24 protein-coding genes are annotated in these 21,308 nt (G+C 60.0%); 14 read left to right on the top strand and 10 right to left on the bottom strand.

Annotated elements, in window-relative coordinates; genetic code table 11:
• The first annotated feature begins 219 nt into the window (after nt 1-219).
• The 4 genes from pstC to FH975_RS13155 are packed head-to-tail and all read left to right on the top strand — an operon-like array spanning nt 220 to nt 3,616.
• Complete coding sequence (pstC, locus tag FH975_RS13170; RefSeq protein ID WP_162321771.1) at nt 220-1,113, top strand: phosphate ABC transporter permease subunit PstC; 894 nt, start codon at nt 220-222, stop codon at nt 1,111-1,113.
• Nucleotides 1,113-2,324 carry a phosphate ABC transporter permease PstA gene (gene pstA, locus FH975_RS13165; protein WP_162321745.1) on the top strand — a complete coding sequence of 404 codons (1,212 nt, stop codon included), beginning with the start codon at nt 1,113-1,115 and terminating at the stop codon, nt 2,322-2,324. The genes pstC and pstA overlap by 1 nt, the downstream gene beginning before the upstream one ends.
• Nucleotides 2,325-2,363: 39 nt before the next feature.
• A complete protein-coding gene (gene pstB / locus FH975_RS13160) occupies nt 2,364-3,143 on the top strand; it encodes a phosphate ABC transporter ATP-binding protein PstB (protein ID WP_153078627.1) in 780 nt (259 codons plus the stop codon).
• A 50-nt stretch (nt 3,144-3,193) separates the two neighbouring features.
• Nucleotides 3,194-3,616: an arsenate-mycothiol transferase ArsC gene (locus FH975_RS13155; protein ID WP_162321744.1), complete on the top strand. Its 423-nt coding sequence runs from the start codon at nt 3,194-3,196 to the stop codon at nt 3,614-3,616.
• 35 nt (nt 3,617-3,651) lie between these two features.
• On the opposite strand, the gene FH975_RS13150 is transcribed toward FH975_RS13155, so the two are convergent.
• From FH975_RS13150 to FH975_RS13140, 3 genes are read right to left on the bottom strand one after another with little or no spacing between them, the layout of a single operon-like run.
• A complete protein-coding gene (locus FH975_RS13150) occupies nt 3,652-4,173 on the bottom strand; it encodes a DUF3830 family protein (protein ID WP_153078629.1) in 522 nt (173 codons plus the stop codon).
• A 2-nt stretch (nt 4,174-4,175) separates the two neighbouring features.
• Nucleotides 4,176-5,597: an amidase gene (locus FH975_RS13145; RefSeq protein WP_162321743.1), complete on the bottom strand. Its 1,422-nt coding sequence runs from the start codon at nt 5,595-5,597 to the stop codon at nt 4,176-4,178.
• Entirely contained in the window at nt 5,594-6,595 is a 1,002-nt protein-coding gene (locus FH975_RS13140; protein ID WP_162321742.1) for a D-2-hydroxyacid dehydrogenase, read from the bottom strand. The genes FH975_RS13145 and FH975_RS13140 overlap by 4 nt, the downstream gene beginning before the upstream one ends.
• Nucleotides 6,596-6,675: 80 nt before the next feature.
• Between FH975_RS13140 and FH975_RS13135 the strand changes: the two genes are divergently transcribed.
• From FH975_RS13135 to FH975_RS13100, 8 genes are all read left to right on the top strand, one after another.
• On the top strand, nt 6,676-7,566 hold the full coding sequence (locus FH975_RS13135) for a maleate cis-trans isomerase family protein (RefSeq protein WP_202923249.1): 891 nt from the start codon (nt 6,676-6,678) through the stop codon (nt 7,564-7,566).
• Complete coding sequence (locus tag FH975_RS13130; protein WP_162321741.1) at nt 7,563-8,318, top strand: maleate cis-trans isomerase family protein; 756 nt, start codon at nt 7,563-7,565, stop codon at nt 8,316-8,318. Before FH975_RS13135 ends, FH975_RS13130 begins: the two co-directional genes overlap by 4 nt.
• 50 nt (nt 8,319-8,368) lie before the next feature.
• Complete coding sequence (locus FH975_RS13125; protein WP_162321740.1) at nt 8,369-9,061, top strand: GntR family transcriptional regulator; 693 nt, start codon at nt 8,369-8,371, stop codon at nt 9,059-9,061.
• Nucleotides 9,062-9,237: 176 nt separating this feature from the next.
• A complete protein-coding gene (locus FH975_RS13120) occupies nt 9,238-9,999 on the top strand; it encodes a TetR family transcriptional regulator (RefSeq protein WP_235928724.1) in 762 nt (253 codons plus the stop codon).
• Between the two features lie 60 nt (nt 10,000-10,059).
• Nucleotides 10,060-10,998 carry an ABC transporter ATP-binding protein gene (locus FH975_RS13115; RefSeq protein WP_162321738.1) on the top strand — a complete coding sequence of 313 codons (939 nt, stop codon included), beginning with the start codon at nt 10,060-10,062 and terminating at the stop codon, nt 10,996-10,998.
• The gene (locus FH975_RS13110; RefSeq protein ID WP_162321737.1) at nt 10,998-12,659 is read left to right on the top strand and encodes an ABC transporter permease; all 1,662 of its coding nucleotides are present in this window, start codon (nt 10,998-11,000) and stop codon (nt 12,657-12,659) included. The genes FH975_RS13115 and FH975_RS13110 overlap by 1 nt, the downstream gene beginning before the upstream one ends.
• Before the next feature lie 84 nt (nt 12,660-12,743).
• On the top strand, nt 12,744-12,980 hold the full coding sequence (locus FH975_RS13105; protein ID WP_162321736.1) for an NINE protein: 237 nt from the start codon (nt 12,744-12,746) through the stop codon (nt 12,978-12,980).
• A gap of 49 nt (nt 12,981-13,029) precedes the next feature.
• Complete coding sequence (locus FH975_RS13100; RefSeq protein ID WP_235928723.1) at nt 13,030-13,719, top strand: TVP38/TMEM64 family protein; 690 nt, start codon at nt 13,030-13,032, stop codon at nt 13,717-13,719.
• 43 nt (nt 13,720-13,762) lie between these two features.
• Here FH975_RS13100 and FH975_RS13095 read toward each other — a convergent pair whose 3' ends face one another.
• From FH975_RS13095 to FH975_RS13075, 5 genes are all read right to left on the bottom strand, one after another.
• Nucleotides 13,763-14,218 (bottom strand): hypothetical protein, encoded by a 456-nt coding sequence (locus FH975_RS13095; protein WP_162321735.1) that lies wholly within the window; start codon nt 14,216-14,218, stop codon nt 13,763-13,765.
• A gap of 21 nt (nt 14,219-14,239) precedes the next feature.
• The gene (locus FH975_RS13090; protein WP_162321734.1) at nt 14,240-14,683 is read right to left on the bottom strand and encodes a hypothetical protein; all 444 of its coding nucleotides are present in this window, start codon (nt 14,681-14,683) and stop codon (nt 14,240-14,242) included.
• Entirely contained in the window at nt 14,680-15,405 is a 726-nt protein-coding gene (locus FH975_RS13085) for an MOSC domain-containing protein (protein ID WP_162321733.1), read from the bottom strand. Before FH975_RS13085 ends, FH975_RS13090 begins: the two co-directional genes overlap by 4 nt.
• Before the next feature lie 66 nt (nt 15,406-15,471).
• Nucleotides 15,472-16,029 carry an acyl-CoA thioesterase gene (locus tag FH975_RS13080; protein WP_162321732.1) on the bottom strand — a complete coding sequence of 186 codons (558 nt, stop codon included), beginning with the start codon at nt 16,027-16,029 and terminating at the stop codon, nt 15,472-15,474.
• Nucleotides 16,030-16,061: 32 nt separating this feature from the next.
• A complete protein-coding gene (locus tag FH975_RS13075; RefSeq protein WP_202923248.1) occupies nt 16,062-17,936 on the bottom strand; it encodes an ABC transporter ATP-binding protein in 1,875 nt (624 codons plus the stop codon).
• 81 nt (nt 17,937-18,017) lie between these two features.
• Between FH975_RS13075 and FH975_RS13070 the strand changes: the two genes are divergently transcribed.
• Entirely contained in the window at nt 18,018-18,599 is a 582-nt protein-coding gene (locus FH975_RS13070) for a TetR/AcrR family transcriptional regulator (RefSeq protein WP_162321731.1), read from the top strand.
• Between the two features lie 10 nt (nt 18,600-18,609).
• Here FH975_RS13070 and FH975_RS13065 read toward each other — a convergent pair whose 3' ends face one another.
• A complete protein-coding gene (locus FH975_RS13065) occupies nt 18,610-19,470 on the bottom strand; it encodes an ABC transporter permease (RefSeq protein WP_162321730.1) in 861 nt (286 codons plus the stop codon).
• A complete protein-coding gene (locus FH975_RS13060) occupies nt 19,467-20,435 on the bottom strand; it encodes an ATP-binding cassette domain-containing protein (protein WP_162321729.1) in 969 nt (322 codons plus the stop codon). The genes FH975_RS13065 and FH975_RS13060 overlap by 4 nt, the downstream gene beginning before the upstream one ends.
• 104 nt (nt 20,436-20,539) lie before the next feature.
• Between FH975_RS13060 and FH975_RS13055 the strand changes: the two genes are divergently transcribed.
• Complete coding sequence (locus FH975_RS13055) at nt 20,540-21,307, top strand: TetR/AcrR family transcriptional regulator (protein WP_162321728.1); 768 nt, start codon at nt 20,540-20,542, stop codon at nt 21,305-21,307.
• Nucleotide 21,308 lies beyond the last annotated feature (1 nt).

Below are 21,308 nucleotides of genomic sequence, written 5' to 3'. Positions count from 1 at the left end.
CCCGGCGGAAACCGAAGTCCAGAGGCCGCAGCCTCTGGGGTATGACAATCCAGGCAACCGTCGGGCCAGCGCTCTTGATCACTACACACATACCCACCGAGGCAGGGAGCCCCCGTGACCAGTCCTGGCGAGTCTCACTCCCCAGCTAAGCCGACAGACCAATCCGGTCGCCAAGAACCCGGTACCAATGCGCTGACGAGCGCCGACTCCGGCGGCGTCATGGGGGACCGGGTCTTTTCCGGAGTGGCGCTCCTGTCCGGCGTTGCTATCCTCGTCACCCTCGCGTTCGTCGCCATCTTCCTCAGCTTCAACTCCGTAGGCGCGGTATACCGTGAAGAGGAAGGACTCATTCTTCAGCAGTTCCTTGAGTATGCCTACCCCCTGGTGATCGGCACACTGATTGCTTCGCTGATCGCTCTCGTGCTCGCCACTCCCGTGGCAGTGGGAGTGGCGCTCTACATTTCGCATTTTTCTCCGCCCCGGTTAAGCAAGTCCATCGGCTACCTGATCGACTTGCTTGCCGCGATACCGTCGGTGGTCTACGGCGCCTGGGGAATGAGCTTTCTCGGCCCTGCGCTTGTTCCGGTCTATGGCTGGCTCCACCAGAACCTCGGGTTCATTCCTTTGTTCGCCGGAAACCCCTCGCAAACAGGGCGGACAATCTTCACCGCAGGAGTTGTGCTGGCGGTGATGATTCTTCCGATCATCACCTCAGTCTGCCGGGAAATCTTCATCCAAACACCCAAACTTCACGAAGAGGCTGCTTTGGCACTGGGCGCAACGCGGTGGGAGATGATCACCATGGCAGTCTTCCCCTTCGCTCGAGCCGGCATCATCTCTGGTGTGATGTTGGGTCTCGGGCGAGCTCTCGGTGAGACGATGGCCGTGGCGTTGGTTCTCTCACCCGGCCTGCTCACGGCGTCCCTCATCTCTTCCGGTAACAGCACTATTCCAGCCGAAATCGCACTTGGCTTCCCGGAAGCACCGCCAGGATCAGTGCGGCAAGCCCAGCTGATCGCCATCGGTTTGGTGCTGTTCATCATCACCCTCATCGTCAACATGACGGCCCGCTGGATCGTCAACCGTCACAAAGAATTCTCTGGAGCCAATTGATGAGCCAGACCCAGCAGCAGCGACCAACTCCCGCATCGGTCGAAGGCCCCGCCGGACCGGCCCGACAGAAGGTCCCAGATCCATCGTCCGTGCTCCGTCCGACTTCACTGACGCAGAACCGTCTACCCTGGTGGACCGGCCTGGTGATACTTGTGGTCTCTGCTGCGCTCGGGGCAGCCCTGAGCTCACTCATCTCATTCAATTTTGCGTTGTGGTTCGTCTTCACCGCGGTTCTCTATGTCCTCATCAGTTACGGCGTGACACGAGTCAAGGTCAACCGACGCCAAGCCAAAGACAAGATGTGGAAAAACTTGGTGTATGTGGCTTTCATCATCGCTCTGCTTCCCCTGTTCTCGGTCATCTGGTCAGTAACGTCCATCGGAATCCCCGGACTCTTGGAACCTGGCTTCCTGGCCTCGGACATGCAGGGGATTGATGGAACGACCGATCAACGAAGCCAAGAAGAAGGCACACCAGTGCTGGGTGGTATCCGCCACGCCCTGGTCGGATCCCTTCTGATCACCCTGACGGCGACATTTATCTCTGTGCCCATTGGGCTGATGACGTCAATTTACTTGGTCGAATATGCGCGAGGGGGCACGCTATCTCGAGCGATCACCTTCTTTGTGGACGTCATGACCGGCATACCCTCCATTGTGGCGGGCCTCTTCGGGGCGGCCGCGATGGGATGGTTCCTTGGAGTGGGTAACAGCCTCGGACTGCCTTTACCGACCCGCTCGACCATGGGAATTACCGCCGCGATTGCCCTGTCTGTGCTGATGATTCCGGTGGTCGTCCGGACTACTGAAGAGATGCTCCGCGTGGTTCCCAATGAGCTCCGCGAGGCATCCTACGCCTTGGGAGTGCGCAAATGGCGAACCATCATCAAGGTGGTCATTCCGACGGCGATTTCCGGTATCGCAGCCGGTGTCACACTGGCCATTGCCCGTGTCATCGGGGAAACGGCACCCATACTGGTGACGGCCGGGTTCGTGGTCAGCAACAACTGGAACCTCTTCCAAGGGTGGATGACCGCCCTTCCGGTATACATCTTCAGGCAGTTCCAGAACCCGACGTCACCGAACTTCTCAGATCCCTCCCACCAGCGCGCATGGGCAGCAGCTCTGGTGCTCATCATTATTGTCATGGGACTGAACCTCACCGCACGCATCATCGCCACTCTCTTCGCGCCCAAGAAGACTGGCCGCTGACAACATCAAAAGAACCTCAAGAAAGAGTGAGCTGAAGATATGTCCAAGAGCATCACCGCCAAGGATCTCAACGTGTACTACGGTGACTTTCTCGCTGTAGAAGGCGTCAACATCGAAATCGCAGCCAGATCGGTCACGGCCTTCATCGGCCCCTCCGGTTGCGGCAAGACGACCTTCCTCCGCAGTCTGAACCGTATGCACGAGGTGCTCCCCGGAGCGCGAGTCGAGGGGCAGTTGCTGTTGGACGACGACAATATCTATGGCCCCGGCGTCGACCCGGTGACGGTGCGCTCGATGGTCGGAATGGTTTTCCAGCGTCCCAATCCCTTTCCCACCATGAGTATCAGGGAAAACGTCCTAGCAGGCTACAAACTCAATGGTGCCCGCATGTCGAAATCTCAGGCCGACGACATTGTGGAAGGCGCGTTGCACGGTGCGAACCTCTGGAACGAGGTCAAAGACCGCCTGGACAAGCCTGGCTCGGGCCTCTCCGGAGGACAGCAGCAGAGGCTCTGCATCGCGCGGACAGTCGCAGTGAAGCCCGAGGTCATTCTGATGGATGAGCCGTGCTCCGCGCTCGATCCCATCTCGACGCTTGCAATCGAAGACCTGATTTCTGAGCTCCAGCAGGAGTACACGATCGTGATCGTGACTCACAACATGCAGCAGGCAGCTCGGGTAAGCCAGAAAACTGCATTCTTCAACATTGCTGGCACAGGGAAACCCGGCAAAATGATCGAATACGCCGAGACGTCAACGATCTTCAACAATCCAAGCAACCAGCAGACGGAACGGTATGTCTCCGGCAAGTTCGGATGATCGGCTCACCGCCTTGGACGACCGAATAGGAACCGCTTCCAGGAGCAAACATGTCTGATCAGCCCCCCGGCGTCCTCTTCGTATGCGTCAAGAACGGCGGCAAGTCCCAAATGGCCGCAGGCCTACTCCGGAAGCAGCTCCATCAGGATGGTAAGCCTGACTCCGTGACAGTTTCCTCGGCAGGCACCAAGGCCGGTCAGCGCATCAACGCTCTCTCAGCCTCTGTGCTCAGCGAGGTGGGGATTGATATTCATGACCAGCAGCCCACGCAACTGACGGAGGAAGGGATGCGAGAAGCCGGATACGTCATCATTATTGGCGCCGAGGCTGAGGTACCCGAAGTCGACGGGGTCGTTGTTGAGCGCTGGGAGACTGTGGAACCGTCTCTTTTTGGCGTGGAAGGTCATGAGCGGATGGTGATGATCCGGGAGGATCTCGCGGCCCGCACCAAAGAACTCGCTGCACGCTTCTGAAACTGCGAACTCGCTCGGCTTTCTACGCCTTCTGCTTAGATTTCGTGTGCACGGGCAAAGGTCAGCGTCTCGCCGCGCGCTCCGTCCATCCAGATGGACTGGCAAGCGTCTGCCAGTTCATCGAGACCCTCGACGATCGTGCCGAACACATTTCCGGGGACCCACCCCTGGTCGCCGTTGATCAACAGATTGTTCCGGCCGTAAAACACCGCAAGATCGATAATGGGCTTGGCTGCGGTCGGAGCATCTGCTCGCACGTCTGCACCGGAGTCATAGCCGTATGCGGGGTTGCCCAAGTCATCGGAGTCGAAGGCAAAGTAACAAAGGTCGCCAGGTATGGGAGTGACGGTCGTATTTTCCTTACCGGGCTCCTGTGCGGCAAAAGCCTCTAGGAGATGGTAGATCTCATTGCGTGCGTATTTGCCGTGGTAGACCTGGCCTGACCGCGGCAGGGCGTCCCATACAGCCGCACAGGTGCGGGGAGCCGCCTCGTCGAGCAGCTTGGCCAGGCAAGTCACTCCCCGTCGTTCCAGGGTGACCGTAATGAACCTGGTCACGCCTAGGCCGTGCCCTGCACAACTGGTTCGAATACGGGGCGGGAGAACTTCTCTCCGGTTGCTTTTTCATAAGCTCGCGCGGCACGGAGTACGAGTCGATCCTGAGTGCGTGCACCCACGAACTGAAGTCCTACCGGCAGTCCGTTGTCGGCCACCCCGCAAGGCACCGAAGCCGCAGGCTGCTGGGTCATGTTGAACGGGTACGTGTACGGGGTCCAGGAGGTCCACAGATCAGATTTCCAACCCTCGGGAGCCTGGCGGGTGCGGTCGAAAGCAGTGATCGGCATTGTAGGCGTCACCAGGAGGTCATACTTCTCGTGGAAGGCTCCCATGAGCACTCCCAACTCCATCCGCACAGCAGTCGCGTCAAGGTAGTCCTGTGCTGAGGCGTCCGCATAACGCTCTATTCCTGCGCGGAGGTCAGGGTCCACCTTGGCCAATGCCCCCGGTCCGTAGGCCGCAACCACCTTGGCCGCACCAGTGAACCACAGCACGTGGAAGGCCTCTACTGGGTCAGTAAACCCCGGATCGACCTCTTCGACGACTGCGCCCAGGGCCTCGAGCTCCTCCACCGCTTCCCGCACCGATCGATCGATGTCCGGGGCGTTCTCTCCGAACCCAAGAGTTGGGGAGAAGGCAATGCGCAGTCCACGGACGCCCTCTTCGAGCCCTGCAGTGAATGACGTTGTTGGCGTGGGCAGGGCGGCCCAGTCACGTGAGTCGAATCCGGTGACGACGTCCATCAGCATAGCGGCGTCCGCCACGGTGCGGGTCATGGGGCCGGCGTGTGCAAGGGTCCCGAACGGTGAGGCGGGGAACATCGGCACTGTGCCGAACGTAGGCTTCAGGGCTACTGTCCCCGTGAAGGCGGCAGGAATCCTGACTGAGCCGCCAGCATCGGTGCCCACTGACCAGGCCCCCATCCCGGCTCCCACCGCAGCCGATGAGCCTCCGGATGAACCGCCTGCAGTGGTGGAGGGATCCCAAGGGTTCCCGGTGGCACCGAACCGCTCACTGTCCGTGGTGCCTTTCCACGCGAATTCCGGGGTGGAAACTTTGCCAAGTAGCACCGCACCGGTCTCGCGGAGCCGGGCGACGCAGGGGGCGTCGGCCTCCCATGGGCCGGCGTCGTCGATAAGTGTCGATCCGCGCAGCGTAGGCCATCCCGCGGTGATGAACATGTCTTTGATAGAGGTCGGCACACCATCGCCGATACCGAGAGTCTCTCCGGCCTGCCATCGCGCGGCAGAGGCTTTAGCTGAGGCAATGGCAGAATCACGGTCCACCAATACAAACGCATTGAGATCACCGTTGCACTCATCGATACGTCTCAGGGCGGCCTCCGTGGCATCCACGGGCGTGAAGCTCCCCGCGGCGTAACCGTCCAGCAGCTCGGCGGCAGTCAGCTCAGCCAGGTCCGTCATGATGCGCTCCTCTTTCCTGGGACATATCCCTTGTCCTTGTCCACCACGTTGAGCAAGTCTCTCCCATCCAACCATCGTTGGGCGTTGTCTATGAACAGCTCGGCCAGCGAATCCCGCCATCCGTGGACGTCTCCCGACATATGAGCGGCGATCATGACGTTGTCCAACTCCCAGAGTTCGGAGTCCTGAGGCAGTGGCTCCTGCTCGAACACATCCAATGATGCGTACCCCAGGGGGCCTTCGCGCAGAGCAGTGATGAGGGCGTCCTCGTTCACCGAGGCACCGCGCCCAATGTTGATCAGGTGAGCTCCGGTCTTCACAGCAGCCAGCGTGGTGGGACCAATGAGGTGGGTAGTTGCGGGGGTCAGCGGGGCAGCGTTGACGATGATGTCATAATCGCCAAAGTGCTCTTCAAGAGTTGCTGACGGGACGACGACGCCGAAGTCCTGGTCCTCGTCACGTTCAGTCCGACCTGCCCCAGTCACCTCTATACCCACCGCGCTGAGCAGCCGCGCGATTTCACGCCCGATGGCTCCGGTACCGATGACCATGGCCCGAGCACCCTGGGCTCGTTTCGTCTCCCGGTGATCCCAAGTCTTGGTGGTCTTGAGCCGGTAGTTTCCGCCGAAGTCTTTGGCGTGTGCCAGAACTGCTCCGAGCACCCACTCCGCAATCGGACGGTCGAAGATCCCTTGTGCATTAGTCACCGTCACGTCTGAGTCGTTGAGCTCGTCGAAGAGCAGCTTGTCCACTCCGGCAGCAGCAACATGAATCCATGTCAAACGATCTGCTGCGGACCACGCTTCCTGCAGCGCACCAGAAAAGAAGTCCCAGAGGAAGAGCGCGTCGGCACCTGCGATGTCATCGACAATGTGCTCGGCGTCGGTGAGCCGAATCTCGGCCCGGTCCGAGATCTGATCGAGTCCCGGGGGTTCGTATGCCGGAGAATCCGGGTCGGAGGGGCGAAGCACTGTGATGACCGGACGAGACTCTGACATGGGTGCTACATTAGGAACTCAATCTGCAGATTGTCAACAATCCTGCAGTGATCGTTGTCGCCGTCATTCAAGGGGAATCTATGACACCGACACACCCCGCCCAGAGGTCTCCACTGGCCGTACCAATGGGCGTCGTCGTGCCCTATGACATGGGGCTGGACCGTGAGCTGCGGCAGTTCTCCCGGGACAGTTTCGGATTCGATCAGCTGGATCTGCTTTTCACGCGAACGCCGTTTGAGCCCTTGGCCGTCACCGTTCAACAGGCTCGTGAGATCTCCCGTCCAGAGTTGATCACCGAGGCAGTGCAGGCCGTCTCAGCCACTGATCCTTTCGGGTACATCTACGGCTGCACCTCCGGTAGCTTTGTGCGAGGTCTCGCTGGTGAACGTCGGCTGCTCCACGCCATATCTGAAGCCGGCCGAAAAGCCTCATCGGAAGCCGCCTACGCTGTGGAGTCAGCCCAGGTCTATCCGGAAGAACACGCCCCTCCTGTCCAGGACCGGGCTCCCAGCGCCGTCACAACGTCGGGAGCCCTACTGGAAGCCGTCCACGCTCTGGGAATTACCACCATCGCTGCTGCGACTCCATATGACGAGGCCATTGGGGCGCTCTTCGGCCAATTCTTCGCCGAGGCAGGAGTAAAGCTTGTTCAGACGGCAAATCTTGGGCTTACCGGTCGCATTTGGACCGTCCCCTGGCAGACGACCTATGATTTGGTTCGCCGTGCAGACTCCGAAGATGCTGAGGCGGTGTTGGTTTCGTGCACCAACCTGCCAACGTATGAAGTCCTTGACCAGCTGGAGCAGGAGCTCGGCAAGCCGGTTCTCTCAGCCAACCAGACCACCATCTGGGCTGCATTGAGACGGGCAGAACGCGACTACTACGGCCCTGGGGCAGCATTGCGCGCCAGTCTGAGCGCGGCTCCGGAACCCGTTGAGTCAGCGGATTGGGAAGAAGTGTCTTCCACATGAGCAGCCCAGTCACGGTCGGCATTCTCTATCCCGGCCACGCAGCAGAGGACGACTATCCTTCCACCGAGGCCAGGCTGACCCCCAAGAGCGGCAGCCCTCCTGTGAGACTGCCCGTCACCATCACCACAATCGGCGTGGACGAACACACTCCAGAAGCACTGCTGGAGACCGGGTCTCACTCCCGGCTAAGCGAAGGTGCGGGGCGGCTGCTGGCCGAACACACCGTAGATTCAGTCATGTGGGCCTGCACATCAGGCAGCTTTGTCTTCGGGTGGCAGGGGGCGCACGAGCAGGCTGAGCAGTTGGCACAAGCCACTGCACGGCCCGCCTCCTCGACCTCCCTAGCCTTCGCCCGGGCCGTAGAGGCACTCGGAGTGCAGAATGTGGCCGTAGCAGCTTCCTACCCCCAAACTCTTGCCGCGCATTTCCGCCAGTTCCTCCGCGCCGGAGGCATCGATGTGGTGAACTTCCAAGCACGTGGAGTGTTCACTGCGGCTGCTGTGGGCCAGATGGCCCGTGCTGACCTGCTTGCGATGATCCGGGAAGTCGATGTGCCGGCAGCGCAGGCAATGCTCGTTCCAGATACGGCCATGCACTCTCTTACATGGGTCGCTGACCTTGAGCAGTCGCTGGGCAAACCGGTGCTCACGGCCAACCAGGTCACGATCTGGGAAGGCATGCGGATTGCCGGTGTGGAGCACCCCGGACTCCCCGGGCTCGGGGTACTCTTCAGCCCACCGAACGGGGCATAGCTGCAGACGGTCTACAATCGATTGTCAACAATCCATCGATCGGAGCACGAATGTCCAGCCCTCAGCCGTTCCAGCGGGTAAACCGGGAGTCCACTGCCGGGCTCATCACCCGCCAACTGCGCGAGGCCATCATGTTGGGCAGACTGGAACCTGGAACTCAGTTGTCCGAGGCCACTCTTGCCGCCGAGTTCGGGGTCAGCCGCGGTCCACTCCGTGAAGCCACTCAGCGCCTGGTGCAGGAGGGCTTGGTGCGCGCAGAGCCCAACCGCGGACTGTTCGTCAAAGAACTTGATGAACATGAGATCCGAGATCTCTATGCCGCACGCACCGCGATCGAATCAGCAGCTGGGCGCACCATCATAAGACAGCATCGCCACGACGCCGTCCTCGCACTACGGGCCGCCTATGAGTCGATGCAGACTGTCGCCGAACAGGGTGCACTGGCCGAGCTCTCGAACGCTGACTTGGACTTTCACGAGGTATTGGTCAGCAGCGCCGGTAGCCCGCGACTTCAGAGGATGCATCAGACTCTCATGGTGGAAACCCGAATGTGCCTCACTGCGCTGCAAGGGACCTACCGGGACCCTGAGGACCAGGTGGCAGAGCACCGGCGGATCGCTGAAGCCATCGCCGCTGGTGATTCAGAGGCTCTGGTGGACGCCATCGAGGAGCATATGCAGGAAGCTCTGGACCGCCTGGTCCCCGGTGGACGGAACGCCGGGGCCTCAGCCAGAGTTCCGTAGAGAGCGAGATAGTAATGAGCGGCGAAAACCTAGGATGAGCCGCGCATGGTGGGAGATCTCGGAGCATACACGGCTGAATGTTGTGCCGTAGTTGTTCAGGCTTCTTGTGCGCTGAACACCGGTTCAGCTAGCGTCTCAGTATAGATGCTGAACAACCGTTCAGGCCTGTGTTGCCCATGTGGAAGAAGGTGGTGGTGGTGGTCTATCAATATGGGGCATCCCGGATCCGGCACAATCCTCTCGATGCGGCTGTGACACACAACATCACCGGCACTGGCAACACCTCTCCTCCAAAATTAGAGGCACGGGAGAGGATCCGTGACGCGGCCATCGAGCTGTTCGGTGAGCACGGTTTCAATGAGGTAAGCCTGAAGGAGATCGCCTGCCGTGCTGGAGTTTCCGCACCTCTGGTCATTCACCACTACGAGTCAAAGAGGAACCTGCGGAAGGTCTGCGATGCGTTCGTCACTGAGCAGATTCGGCGAACCAAGACAGAATCGGTCCGGATCGCGGGGCCAATGCCCAGGAACCATGCTCTGGAGCTCATACAATCCCACCGGCATCTCCTGAAGTATTTGCTCCAGGCTTTCGCCGCTGGAGGGCCCGAGATGGATGACCTCTTTGACACGCTCGTTGAGGATTCCTTGGAATACACAGCTGAGGCTGAGCAGCTTGGCCTGGTGTATCCGAGTACTAACCCCCGCCACAGGGCAGTGGTACTTCTCCTGCAGTCATTCGGCGCACTCATGCTGCACCATCAAATGAAGCGCCATCTAGGAGCAAGCCCCCTGGACGAGGAGTCGGAGGGACTTCTCCCCTATATGGCAGCGGTGGCGGAGATCTACACCCGACCTTTGATGAACGCCGAAATGTACCGCGAACTGATGGAGTCGCAACAAGCATTCGAACGCGAGATTTCAGACGCCAGTCCCCCGTAGGCACTCGAGAGCCAGCACTGAGGCCCTCCGGGTGTCTCTAGCCAGAAAAGGACCTGAGTGATGAGTGAAACTACTCCTGTCATATACACCGAGAATCTTGTCAAGGAGTTCGGCACAGTCCGCGCTCTGGACAATCTCAATCTCAATATCGCCCCCGGGGAGGTCCACGGCTACTTGGGCCCGAATGGGGCCGGCAAATCAACCACCATGCGCGTTTTACTGGGCCTGCTGCGGCCGGATTCCGGCACTGTGCACATCTTCGGCCGTGACCCCTGGCGCGACGCTGTGACCCTCCATACGCGCCTTGCCTATGTGCCCGGTGATGTAGAACTGTGGCCAAACCTCACAGGAGGTGAAGTCATTGACATGTTCCTGCGGCTCAGAGGGACCTACAACAAGCAGCGGCGCGACCAGCTGATCGAACGCTTCGATCTAGACCCCCGAAAGAAGACCCGCACCTACTCCAAGGGCAACCGGCAAAAGGTGGCACTGATCTCTGCATTGGCCGCCGAGACTGACCTGCTACTTCTGGACGAACCCACTGCAGGTTTGGACCCGCTCATGGAAACGGTGTTTCAAGACGTGATCCACGAGGCGAAGACCGCGGGCCGCTCTGTGCTGCTCTCGAGCCACATTCTGGCGCAGGTGGAGGCGCTCTCCGACCGAGTCTCCATTATCCGTGCTGGTCACATTGTAGAATCCGGGACGCTTTCCGAGCTGCGGCATATGACGCGAACGACCATCGAGGTGGCGACCGAGCGCTCTGCCCAGCACATCGCAGGACTCAGCTTTGTGCACAATTTTCGCACCGAGAGCGAGCGCAGCGTCTTCGAGGTAGACGGTGATCACGTTCAGGAGGTCATGAACGACCTCGCAGGACTAGGGATCCATTCAATCGTGGCACATCCGCCAACTCTTGAACAGCTGCTGATGCGCCACTACGGTGACGACCTCTCCCAGCGCGGGGTCAGCCCCGACACCACAAAGAAGGTCTCCTGATGAGCGCTTCCACAATGACCCCATCGAATCGACAGTCTTCCAGCCGCGCTGAACGCCAAGCGACCCTCGCTGGCACCGGTACCGTGCTGAGGTTCATGCTGCGTCGGGATCGCATTCGCTCCACTGCTTGGGTCATCGGAATCGGGCTCCTGGGCTTCTATTTCGCCAATGCGATCCAACTCGTAGCCGAAGACGAAGCGGAACTTGCCGAGCTCGCAAGCCTGTTCACAGACCCGGTTGGCCGTCTGATGACGGGACCTGCATTCGGAATGGCCACGCCGACTTACGAACGATTTTTCTCCGCAGGGTACGTGCTCTTCCTGTATATTCTCATCGCCCTTATGAGTGTATTCACAGTCGTGCGCCACACTCGAGCTGAAGAGCAGACCGGCCGTGCGGAACTCATGAGGTCCAATGTGGTGGGTCGCCACGCCACTCTCTCTGCGACATTGATTTTGGTTGTCATCACCAACTTGGGTGTCGGCCTGCTGGTCTTAGCTGGAGCGCTAGCTGGAGATTTCGCATTCGAGGGCTCGCTCCTGGTGGCCGCGGCCGGAGTCTCGACCGGTTTGTTCTTCGCAGGGGCGGCGGCGGTTGCTGTACAGCTGAGCGAATCCTCACGGGGATCAAGCGCTATGGCAGGTGGGCTGGTGGCGCTGGCGTATGTCATTCGCATGGGCGGCGATATGGCCGAACAGGGTGGTAGCGCTCTCTCCTGGTTTTCGCCACTTGGTTGGGCTCAGCAGACTGCCCCCTATGTGGAGGACCGCTGGTGGCCGCTTGCACTTCTGCTGGTCTTTGCTGTTGCGTTGACCGGGATCGGATTTTGGCTGAGCACCAAGCGTGATCTCGAGGCCAGCCTCATGCCTACCCGCATGGGACGGGAGTCCGCCAGGCCGTCATTGGGCACTCCGCTGGGCATAGCTGTCAAGACCCTCAAGGGAGGTCTGCGCGGTTGGGGGATTGCATTGGTGATATGCGGTCTGATGTTCGGGGCCTATGCTCAGGCGCTGGTGGACGCTGCCGATGATCTACCCGAGGAGTTCGCGATGATCTTCTCCGGCGAGACCATGATGCTGGGCTATTTGGCCTACATGGGACTGTTCATGGCCATTTTCGTCGCAGCGGCTGGAGTAGGCGCTCTCACCCAGCTCCGCGGGGAGGAACACCGCGGTCGCGCTGAGTTCGGGCTATCTGCCCCGCTGAGCCGCACCACGTGGTTGCGTGCACACTTAGCTGTGCTTCTGGGAGGCTTATTGACGATTCTGCTGTTGGTCGGCTTGGCCATGGGCGCTGGCGCGGCCGCCGTACTGGAGACCGATGGTGGCGACTATTTCTTTGACTTGGTTGTCGCCAGTCTGCACCAGACACCAGCGGTCCTCGCAGTGGTGGGAATCGTAACTGCACTCTTCGGCTGGTGGCCGCGCACAGCCAGTCCAGTCGGTTGGACGATCGTCGGTTACGCCGCCTTCATGACTAACTTCGGTCAGATTCTTGAAGTTCCCGATTTTTTCCATGAACTCAATATTTTCGGCCACTTGTCCCAATACCCCGTCGAGGAGGTGGCATGGGGCCCGGTAGTGATCCTGACGGCGCTCGGGGTCGGCGGGATTGTCCTCGGGCTCCTCGGTTGGAACCGGCGCGAGATCAACCGGGTCTAAACCGGCGGGCCGGACCGTCGCGTCATACTAGCGGCGGACCCTCCACGGGCTCGCCGAGAGGAGGCACGCGAGTAGACTATGCTCATGGCTTCCCACGCATTCGACGGTCCACAGAAAGATCCAGGACTTGCTTTCGTGTTGACCATCCTGGGCTTCTTCTTCGTGGCGGGATTGCAATACTTCTACCTAGGTAAGTACATCAAGGGCGTCCTGTTCCTGATCACCATCGGCTTCTTCTACCTCGGTACGATAATTTCGCTGTTCACCATCAGGCGGGCTACCCGCAAAGTAAATCGCAAACGGTACCTGGGCCTGCGGTAAATAGGCCAGAGGAGGCGAAACCCTCCGTCCTATCCGTAGGCTGGCGTCCATGACCAGTGAACGCAGCGAGCCCGAATACCCTGCTGAGGATCAGGAACGGTGGGTTTCGGTCCTGCGTAACACAGCCTTGGGCGTAGTGGTTTTAGGGTTGTTGTGGGTCGTCTTCAATGTGGAACTCCCCCCGGTGCACCAGCTCCAGCAGGATATTGAAGCCCTGGGCTGGGCTGGGTGGATCGCTTTTGTGGGCCTCTACGCCCTGGTCGCGACCACTCCTATTCCCGTCACCATAATGGCGGTGGCGGGCGGACTGCTGTTCGACGTCGCGGCAGGAACTGTACTCTCGGTATTGGGCGTGATGCTGGGCTGCTGGAGTGCTTACTGGGTAGCGCGCGCCTTAGGCAAGCAGACTATGCGGAAGCTGCTGGGCCGGCACCGCAGCACTGTGGAACAGCATCTACGCGACTCGGGATTCTACGCGGTAGCGACGCTTCGACTTGTACCAGGCATCCCGTATTGGCCGGTCAATTACGGAAGCGGCGCCTTCGGCGTCAAGCACACTCCGTATGTGCTGGCGAGCTTGGCCTCCTGCATCCCCGGTCAGTTCTCCTTGGTGGCGATCGGTGCGTTTATCGCCGATCCCTCAGTGGTCACTGGCGCAACCGTCGGAGTCGGATGGGCAGCCGTCGGCATACTCACAGTCATGGCTTACCGCCGCTGGCGCAGCGACCGTCAGGCCTAGTTGACCACGCAGCGTCGGGCCACTGAACTGCGCCATCCACCTATCAGCTGACCTGAACCCGGGGCATCAAACGTGAAGGCCAGGTGGACTCATAGGACCCGAAGCCCGCAATGTCACCCGCCAGCGGTTCCAACAGGCCCGTGAGCTGCTCGACGTCGACCCGCCGCTGGCCGCCGGAGCCAGCCCTGAGGACCTGTCCCAATTGGGGTAAGTCGATGACTCGTCCGTGCCATCCTCTGGAGGCCTGACGGTCAAGTGCATGCAGGCGGACTTGGGGGTGCGAGTAGAGCACGCAGATCTCCACGAAACCTGCATCGACACTGCTTTCGGCTGCAATGTTCTTCAGGTCCCGGGCTTGTTTGGCGGCTTGGTCAATAGGAGCCTCCTCCGCAATGCGAATGGACCGGTCCTGGCCACCGATATGGACCGCGAACGTGTCTGTCGAAGGCAGCTGACCCACTACAGCCCCCAGATCAGGATGGATGGTCCCGGGAGGCACCCCATCGAAGACCAGCCCTTTCTACCCCTTGTTCTCAAGCAGGACTACCTTCTCGGAGGTGACCACCACGTGGTCGATCTGCCTCCGGTAGAGGTCTCCCCCAAAGGCCCGGCTCTTTCTCAGGAAGACCACGTTGCTCAACAGGACGCCGTCGAGCTGTTCGCTATGGCAGGCATTCAGAATGCTGTGGCGGGATCGCAGGTCATAGTCCAGGGCCTTCGCCAGATATCCGGAAAGCGCCTGCTCCCGTGCCTTAGCGGTCTGCTCAACGAGAGCGAGCTGACGGTTGCTCGACTCTGCTCGCTGCGTCGATTCCTCCCGCACCTGGCTGAGTTCCTGATCTCTGCGTTCCAGCGCCGCTAAGTGGGCTTCTCTGATGCGAACTTCTCTGCGACGGGCCAGGAGACCGCCAGCAACCAGCACGGCGGCAAAAACTGCGACAAGCAGCCACATCATCGCCGTCATGATTGCACCTGCGGCGCGGAATGGCCCACCCGGGCTGAATCACCGACGGCAATAACTCCTGGGACGACGACGCCGGCGTAGATAGCAGCGCACATCTCGCGGTGTTTTCCCAGCAACTTCAGAAGCCGACCTTCAGCCTCGGCTCCATCCTGGTTGAGGTCGATGGTGCGGCAGCGCGGAATTCGGCGCTGCACCGCCAAGCGCACCATTTCCTCCGGCCCACTGCCGATGTCGAGATGCTGATCCATCCAGGTCTCCTCAACGAAGGGCTCCTGGGTCTGCAGCACAAGGTTCACGCGCAGACGGCGCGGATCCGCGTTGATTCCCCACTGCTGGCCCATCCAGTTCAGCGTCGCGCTTCCGATGATCGAGACCGGGCCCCCGTCATAGTGGGGCACATGAGACTCCGCGTTCACTGACACCGAGGCCCCGAAGACCGCAGAGAGCTCTTCGCTCAGGGCAGGCTCCCCCACGTGCCAGGTGCCATGCGGTCCAGTGACTTTCACCGTAGCGTCGTCAGTCTCGGCGCCATAGTCAAAGACCGCGTCATGCCGACGGAAACGGGACCCGTCTTTGCCGGAGGCCAGTTTTCCCTCCTCGTCCGTCACGGCATACCAGCGGTCCCCTACGAGCCCGCGCTGGTCCACCTGCACTGAGGTCAGAGATTCTCCGGCCATGGCTTTGACCGGGTAGCGGCGGATTGAGTTGACCGTGAGTTCCATGGCACAACACTAGTCAACCGTCGGATCCGGTGCACAGATTTCCGGGGGGCTTTGTGCGCGCCTTCTTCAGAATCCGATGTGGGGTGCGGGTTTGCGCGACGCCGGTAGCGCGAAGTCCTGACGCCAGGCTCTGAGCTCTTCGCTGACCTGGAAATTCTCGGGAGCAGGGTGGCCTGTTTCGGCTGCCATCTTGAGGATTTCCTCATTCGACACCGGCCCGTTCTTCCCGATGAGTCGACCAGCCACATGGGCACGGACATAGATCTCGCCGTCCACTACTACTCGGTGCTCAATATAGAAGCAGCGGTCGTCAACTCCAATGAACTTCGTGTAGATCTGGAACTTAGTCCAAAAGTTCACGGATTTGCGAAAGGTGATCTGCTCAGCCTGCACGACCGGGTGCCACCCGCGTTTCTTGGCCCCGGCCCAGAGACCGGAACGAACCATCATGTCGTAGCGCCCTAGGTCGAAGAGGCTGAAGTACTGGCCGTTGTTGATGTGCATCAGGATGTCGACGTCCGTCGGGAGCGCACGCAACGTGATCTCTGCGGCTTCCCACGGTGAGGTGCGCCGGCGGCGTCGGGCCTTGAGCAGTATCAGCAGAGTACGGAAGATCACATGCATTCTGCCAGGTTACTACGCAGTAGCAACTGGCACTACACGCGGGCGTCGATTCTCAAGGCAGCCACCAGGTCGCGGTAGAGTTCAGTGCTCTCCAGCAACTCATGATGCGTGCCACGACCGATGACCCGCCCGGAGTCCATGACCAAAATCTCGTCAGCATCAATCACTGTGGACAGGCGGTGGGCAATCGTCACTACCGCGGATGTCTGTGATACTTCGGCGATCGCTTGCTGAACCGCTGCCTCCGTCACGCCATCGACCTGTGCGGTCGCCTCATCAAGAAGCAGAATTCGCGGAGCCGCCAATAGAGCCCGCGCTAACGAAATGCGCTGCCGCTGGCCACCGGAGACATTTGTGTCGGTGAGCTTGGTGTCCAGTCCTTCGGACAGCTCGGCGATTTTATCTGCCAAGTGCAACTGCTCCAAGACTCGATCAATCTGCTCCTGGGTGGCTTCAGGTCGGGAGAATGTCAGGTTCTGGCGAATAGTCCCGGGGACGACTGGCGTTTCCTGCTCCACATATGCGAAGGCTGAGCGCACCTCAGCATGGTCAAGCTCCGAATAGGGCCTTCCGGTTAGCCGAATCTCCCCTGATTCTGGCTCTAGGAACCGCATCATCAACGACAGCGCTGTTGTCTTACCCGCCCCCGAGGAGCCGACAAGCGCAATGTGTCCATGTTCAGGAACAGTGAAACTGACGTCCGCCACGGCTGGTTCTGCGTCCTTGGAGTAACGGGCCGTCACTGAGTCGAATTCCAGCAGTGGCCCAAAGGATCCCGCTTTGCCACCGGACGAATTGTGCTGGGGTGTTTCGGAACTCGCTGCGCTCAACCGTGCTTGCGCAGCCCTGAGATCAGCACCATGTTTGTTGTCCGTGCGGACTCGGACATCAGCCGCTTCATCCTCCACTTCCATGTCTTCAATCTGGGCGATTCTTCCTGCGGCGGCCATGCCGGACTGCAGCGTGGTCAGATTCTGTGTCAACTCCATCATCGGGCCTGTAAGGCCCCATACGTAGAGCAGGAAAGCCACCAGGGTGGAGACGGTCATCTCCCCGACTGACACCCGGTAGGCGCCGAAAGCCAGCACCATAATGATGGCACCGTCGAGTCCAATCCCAGCCACAGTCCAGGCGGTCGCCTGGATGCGCACTGACTTCATGCTGAAACGGCGCGATTCTGCGACGTGGTGCATCAGTGAATCGAACCTGCGTGGTTCTGCCGAAGAGGACTTCACCGTCTTGATGGCCCGCACAGTGCCCTCCAGCTCCGAGCCCAGGTCACTGAGCGCCGCCTGCGCCTTTTCCTCAACTGCTGAGATGCGAGGCATCAGGAGGGAGAAGAGCGCAAAGATGACGACGACGGCAGCCAGTGTGGTTCCCAGTAGGACCAGATCCAACCGGGCCATAAGAACCAGGGAACCGATGATCATGATCACGCCGTTGATCAGGCCGATGATCGATGTTGAGGCCGCCTGGTTCAGCAGCACGGTGTCCGAGGTGACACGCGTGACCAGTTCCCCGGGCCCGCGAGCCAACAGAGAGAAGACTCGTGCTCCCAGATATCGGAGCATCATGCGCTTGCGTGCGTCGTACACGATGTCCTCTGCCAGCCGACCCAGCATCACCCATTGGAACCATCCGACGGTCGCTCCGATCACCAGAAGCCCCACCAGGACCAGTACCGGGTCCCGCAGAGTGCCCCCCACAGCGAGAGTGTCGAGTACCCATTTTGTGACCATGGGACTGGCCAGGCCCATCGCTGACACAGCGAGGGAGAGCACCAAGCCGAAAACCAGGACGTGGAGATATGGGCGGGCGAAGGACCAGAGAATGGCAAGCCGTTCAGAGGTTGGTGCCGTGGAATCGCTCTGAGAAGATGCGCGGACAGGAGTCATTGGTTCACTCATGGTTAATAGTGAGACATATATGTCCCATTCCTGTCAATATATGACGCACAATGCGCCGAGAAGGACTTGTACCCTTGATTCATGCCAGAGAACACTCCAGTCGCTGAACGCACCCGCCGCGCCATTTTGGAAGCTGGCATTGCGACGCTCGCAGCAAATCCCGGTGCCTCCATCGCTGAGATCGCGACCAGGGCCGGAGTAGCACGCAGCACGTTTCACCGGTATTTCTCTGACCGGGCGGCATTGACAGAAGCTGCTCATGAGCTGGCCATCGACGCATGGCATACCGCGGTGGACCGCGCAGAGCTGACTGAAGGTAGTGGACTTGAGGCCTACCGCAGGCTCTGCACGGAGCTCATGGACAGCTTGCCTGCGTTGATCTGGTGGATGAGTACTGCCGGAGCAGAACATGCTCCCGCAGATTTCGAGGAAGAAGACGATACTGACCGCAAGATTGCCGCGATGCTGCGTCGGGGGCATGCCGATGGGAGCATCGACCCCAAGCTGAGCGTGGAGTGGATCAGCAATTCGGTGTGGGCCACTCTCTACGCGGTGTACTACATTCCGGCGGAGTCCAAAGGCAAGCTCGGTAACTTCGAAGCCCGCCAGCAGGCGCTTCGCACGCTGATGAAATCCGCTGCTGCCGATCCTTCCGCTATTTGAGCCTTACCGGCTACCGGCCCAGGCTCTTGAACTGGCGTACTGCCAAGGGTACGAAGACCGCCATGATCACTGCCGGCCAGATGATGGCCGCAGCCATGGCGTGCCCGTCAATCCAGTAGGCCGGTTCCATAATCTCAATTCCCGGGGTGTTGAATAGGTCGCGGATCGCGGTCGCCGTGGAGGACACCGGATTCCACGCTGCCACTGCGCCGAGCCAGCCAGGCATCATTTCCGGCGGGGTGAACACTGAAGAAATGAAGCCGAGCGGGAACGCCACGGCGAAGAGCATCCCCGCTGTCTCCGTGTTCTTGATGCACAGACCCAGGTAGATGCCCACGAATATCAGGGCCAACCGCAGCCAGAGCAACAATACGAACGCCGCCAGGGTGGCACCGAGACTCCCCCCTGAGCGCCACCCGATCAGCAGGGCCACACCTGCAATGACCACCAAGTCAATCCCGGCGCGGATCACATCGGACACTGCCCGCCCGGTCACCGGTGCGGAGGATGACATGGGCATAGACCGGAAACGGTCCATGAACCCCTTCTCCTTGTTGTGCGTCACCGCGTAGGCAGTGTCCATGAAGCCTAGTGCCATTGTCAGCGCGAACATTCCGGGCATGGCAAAGTCCACATAGCCTTCACCGGCTCCCTGCCCCGTGACGTCCATCGCGGAGCCGAAGACGTAGACAAACATCAGCACCATCACCACCGGAAAGCCGATCTGCCAGGCGAAGGTTGAAGGTTGGCGGAGCAGGTGGGTGAACTCCTGGAGAACGATTGTCCTGCAGTCCCGTATGCCCCAGATGACCCGCGAGCCTGTTTTTTCTTCTGTGTGGGCGTCTTTTGTTTGGTGCTTCAGAGTTGTCATCGGGTCTCCTCCAGAGAGTTCTCCGCTACCGGGGTGGTCAGGTGCAAAAATGCTTCATCGAGGGTCGGCCGCCGAAGTCCGATGTCAGCGATGTCGAGGCGCTGTGCACTGATCTCAGCTGCCACAGCCGTCAGCGCGGCCACACCGTCTTTCACCGAGATGCTCAACCGTGCTTCGGCATTCTCGAGGACCGGCTCTGTGCCGAGTATTCGCGTCACGAGTTGTTCAAGATTCTTCATGTCGGCAGGATCACTGGCTACCAGTTCCAACCATTCATCGCCAATGCGGCGCTTCAGTCCGGCGGGTGTGTCCTCGATGAAGTTCCGGCCCTGATCGATCACGCTGATGCGGTCGCAGAGTTTATCGGCCTCGTCGAGGTAGTGAGTGGTCAGAAGTACTGTGGTTCCTTGAGCTGCGAGGTGTCGGATTGCTTCCCACACCTCCCGGCGTCCAGCCGGATCCAATCCAGTGGTGGGTTCGTCAAGAAACAGCACTTCAGGCGCCAGAATCATCGACGCCGCCAGGTCCAGCCGGCGGCGCATTCCGCCGGAGAACTTCTTGGGAGTACGGTCAGCAGCCTCGGTCAGACTGAAGGTGTCTAGGAGTTCATCGGCACGGCGCTGAGCGTCGATTCTGTTCAATCGGAAGAGCCGGCCGAACATAGTCAGATTCTGCCGAGCGGTCATGAGATCGTCCACTGCCGTTTGTTGCCCCGTGAGACCGATGCGTCGCCGAACCTCCCTGGACTGAGTTCGAACATCCCATCCAGCGACGCTGGCCTGTCCGCCGTCGGGGATGGTCAATGTGGTGAGAATCCGCACCGTGGTGGTCTTCCCCGAACCGTTCGGGCCGAGCAGCCCGTGCACCGTTCCATGCGGCACTTCAAGGTCGACGCCGTCGAGGGCGGTGCTCTTCTTGTATCGCTTGACGAGCCCTTGGGCCGCTACGGCTGGATGGTCCTTCATCTGCGAGCCTCCTCTGTGGGTGGGTACGGTGTACGCCGTACGGTGCACGCAGAATACTAGCGTACAGTGTGCGCAATAGGCAAGGGAGTATTTCTGGAGGTGTGATGCGCGAGCAGAACCCATTAACGACGAGTTTGCAGCTGCTGTGGAATGGGCTCCCCGACCCGGAGAAGGGCCCTAAGCCCAAGCTGACTCTGAACCAGATTGTCAGCGCAGGCGTCTCTTTAGCTGACGCCGAGGGTTTGGATGCCCTGTCTATGCGCAGACTCGCCCGGGCCCTCAACGTAGGAACAATGTCGCTGTATCGGTATGTACCGTCGAAAACTGAGCTGCTCAACCTCATGCTCGACTCTGTGGTTGGTCCCTCCCAGCAGCGCCTTTCTTCAGTCGACGGTGGTTGGAGGAGCTTCCTCACCGCCACGGTGCACGCTGGGCGACGGCTTTATCTGGATCACCCATGGACTTTGCAGGCCAATTGGAGCCGTCCTGTGTTGGGGCCCAACAGCGTAGCCGACCTGGAACTCTTTATGACGGGAGTGAGAGAACTTCCGCTGAGCGATCAGCGCAAGATGGACCTGGCCACCGTCTTGGACTCGTACGCTCAGGGTACTGCGCGGCAAGAGATGATGTGGATCAATGCGGCAGCAGATAGTGGCATGACTGACGATGAGTTCTGGAGCTACCAACTGCCCACACTTGAGAAAGAGATGACCTCAGGTCGGTTCCCCATGATGGCAGCCCTTGACGAAGAGACGTTCAACAGCACCTGGGACGAGAGCTTCGAATTTGGCCTGCAGCTGCTTTTGGACGGATTGGAGAATGACATTCGCCGCTCGGAACGCGACAGCGCGCCAAAGAAGTCGAAAAACTGAT

The sequence above is a fragment of the Nesterenkonia haasae genome (genome assembly GCF_010119385.1).
In the GTDB taxonomy this organism is placed as follows: Bacteria; Actinomycetota; Actinomycetes; order Actinomycetales; family Micrococcaceae; genus Nesterenkonia; species Nesterenkonia haasae.
This window is presented reverse-complemented; position numbering and strand designations above follow the sequence as displayed.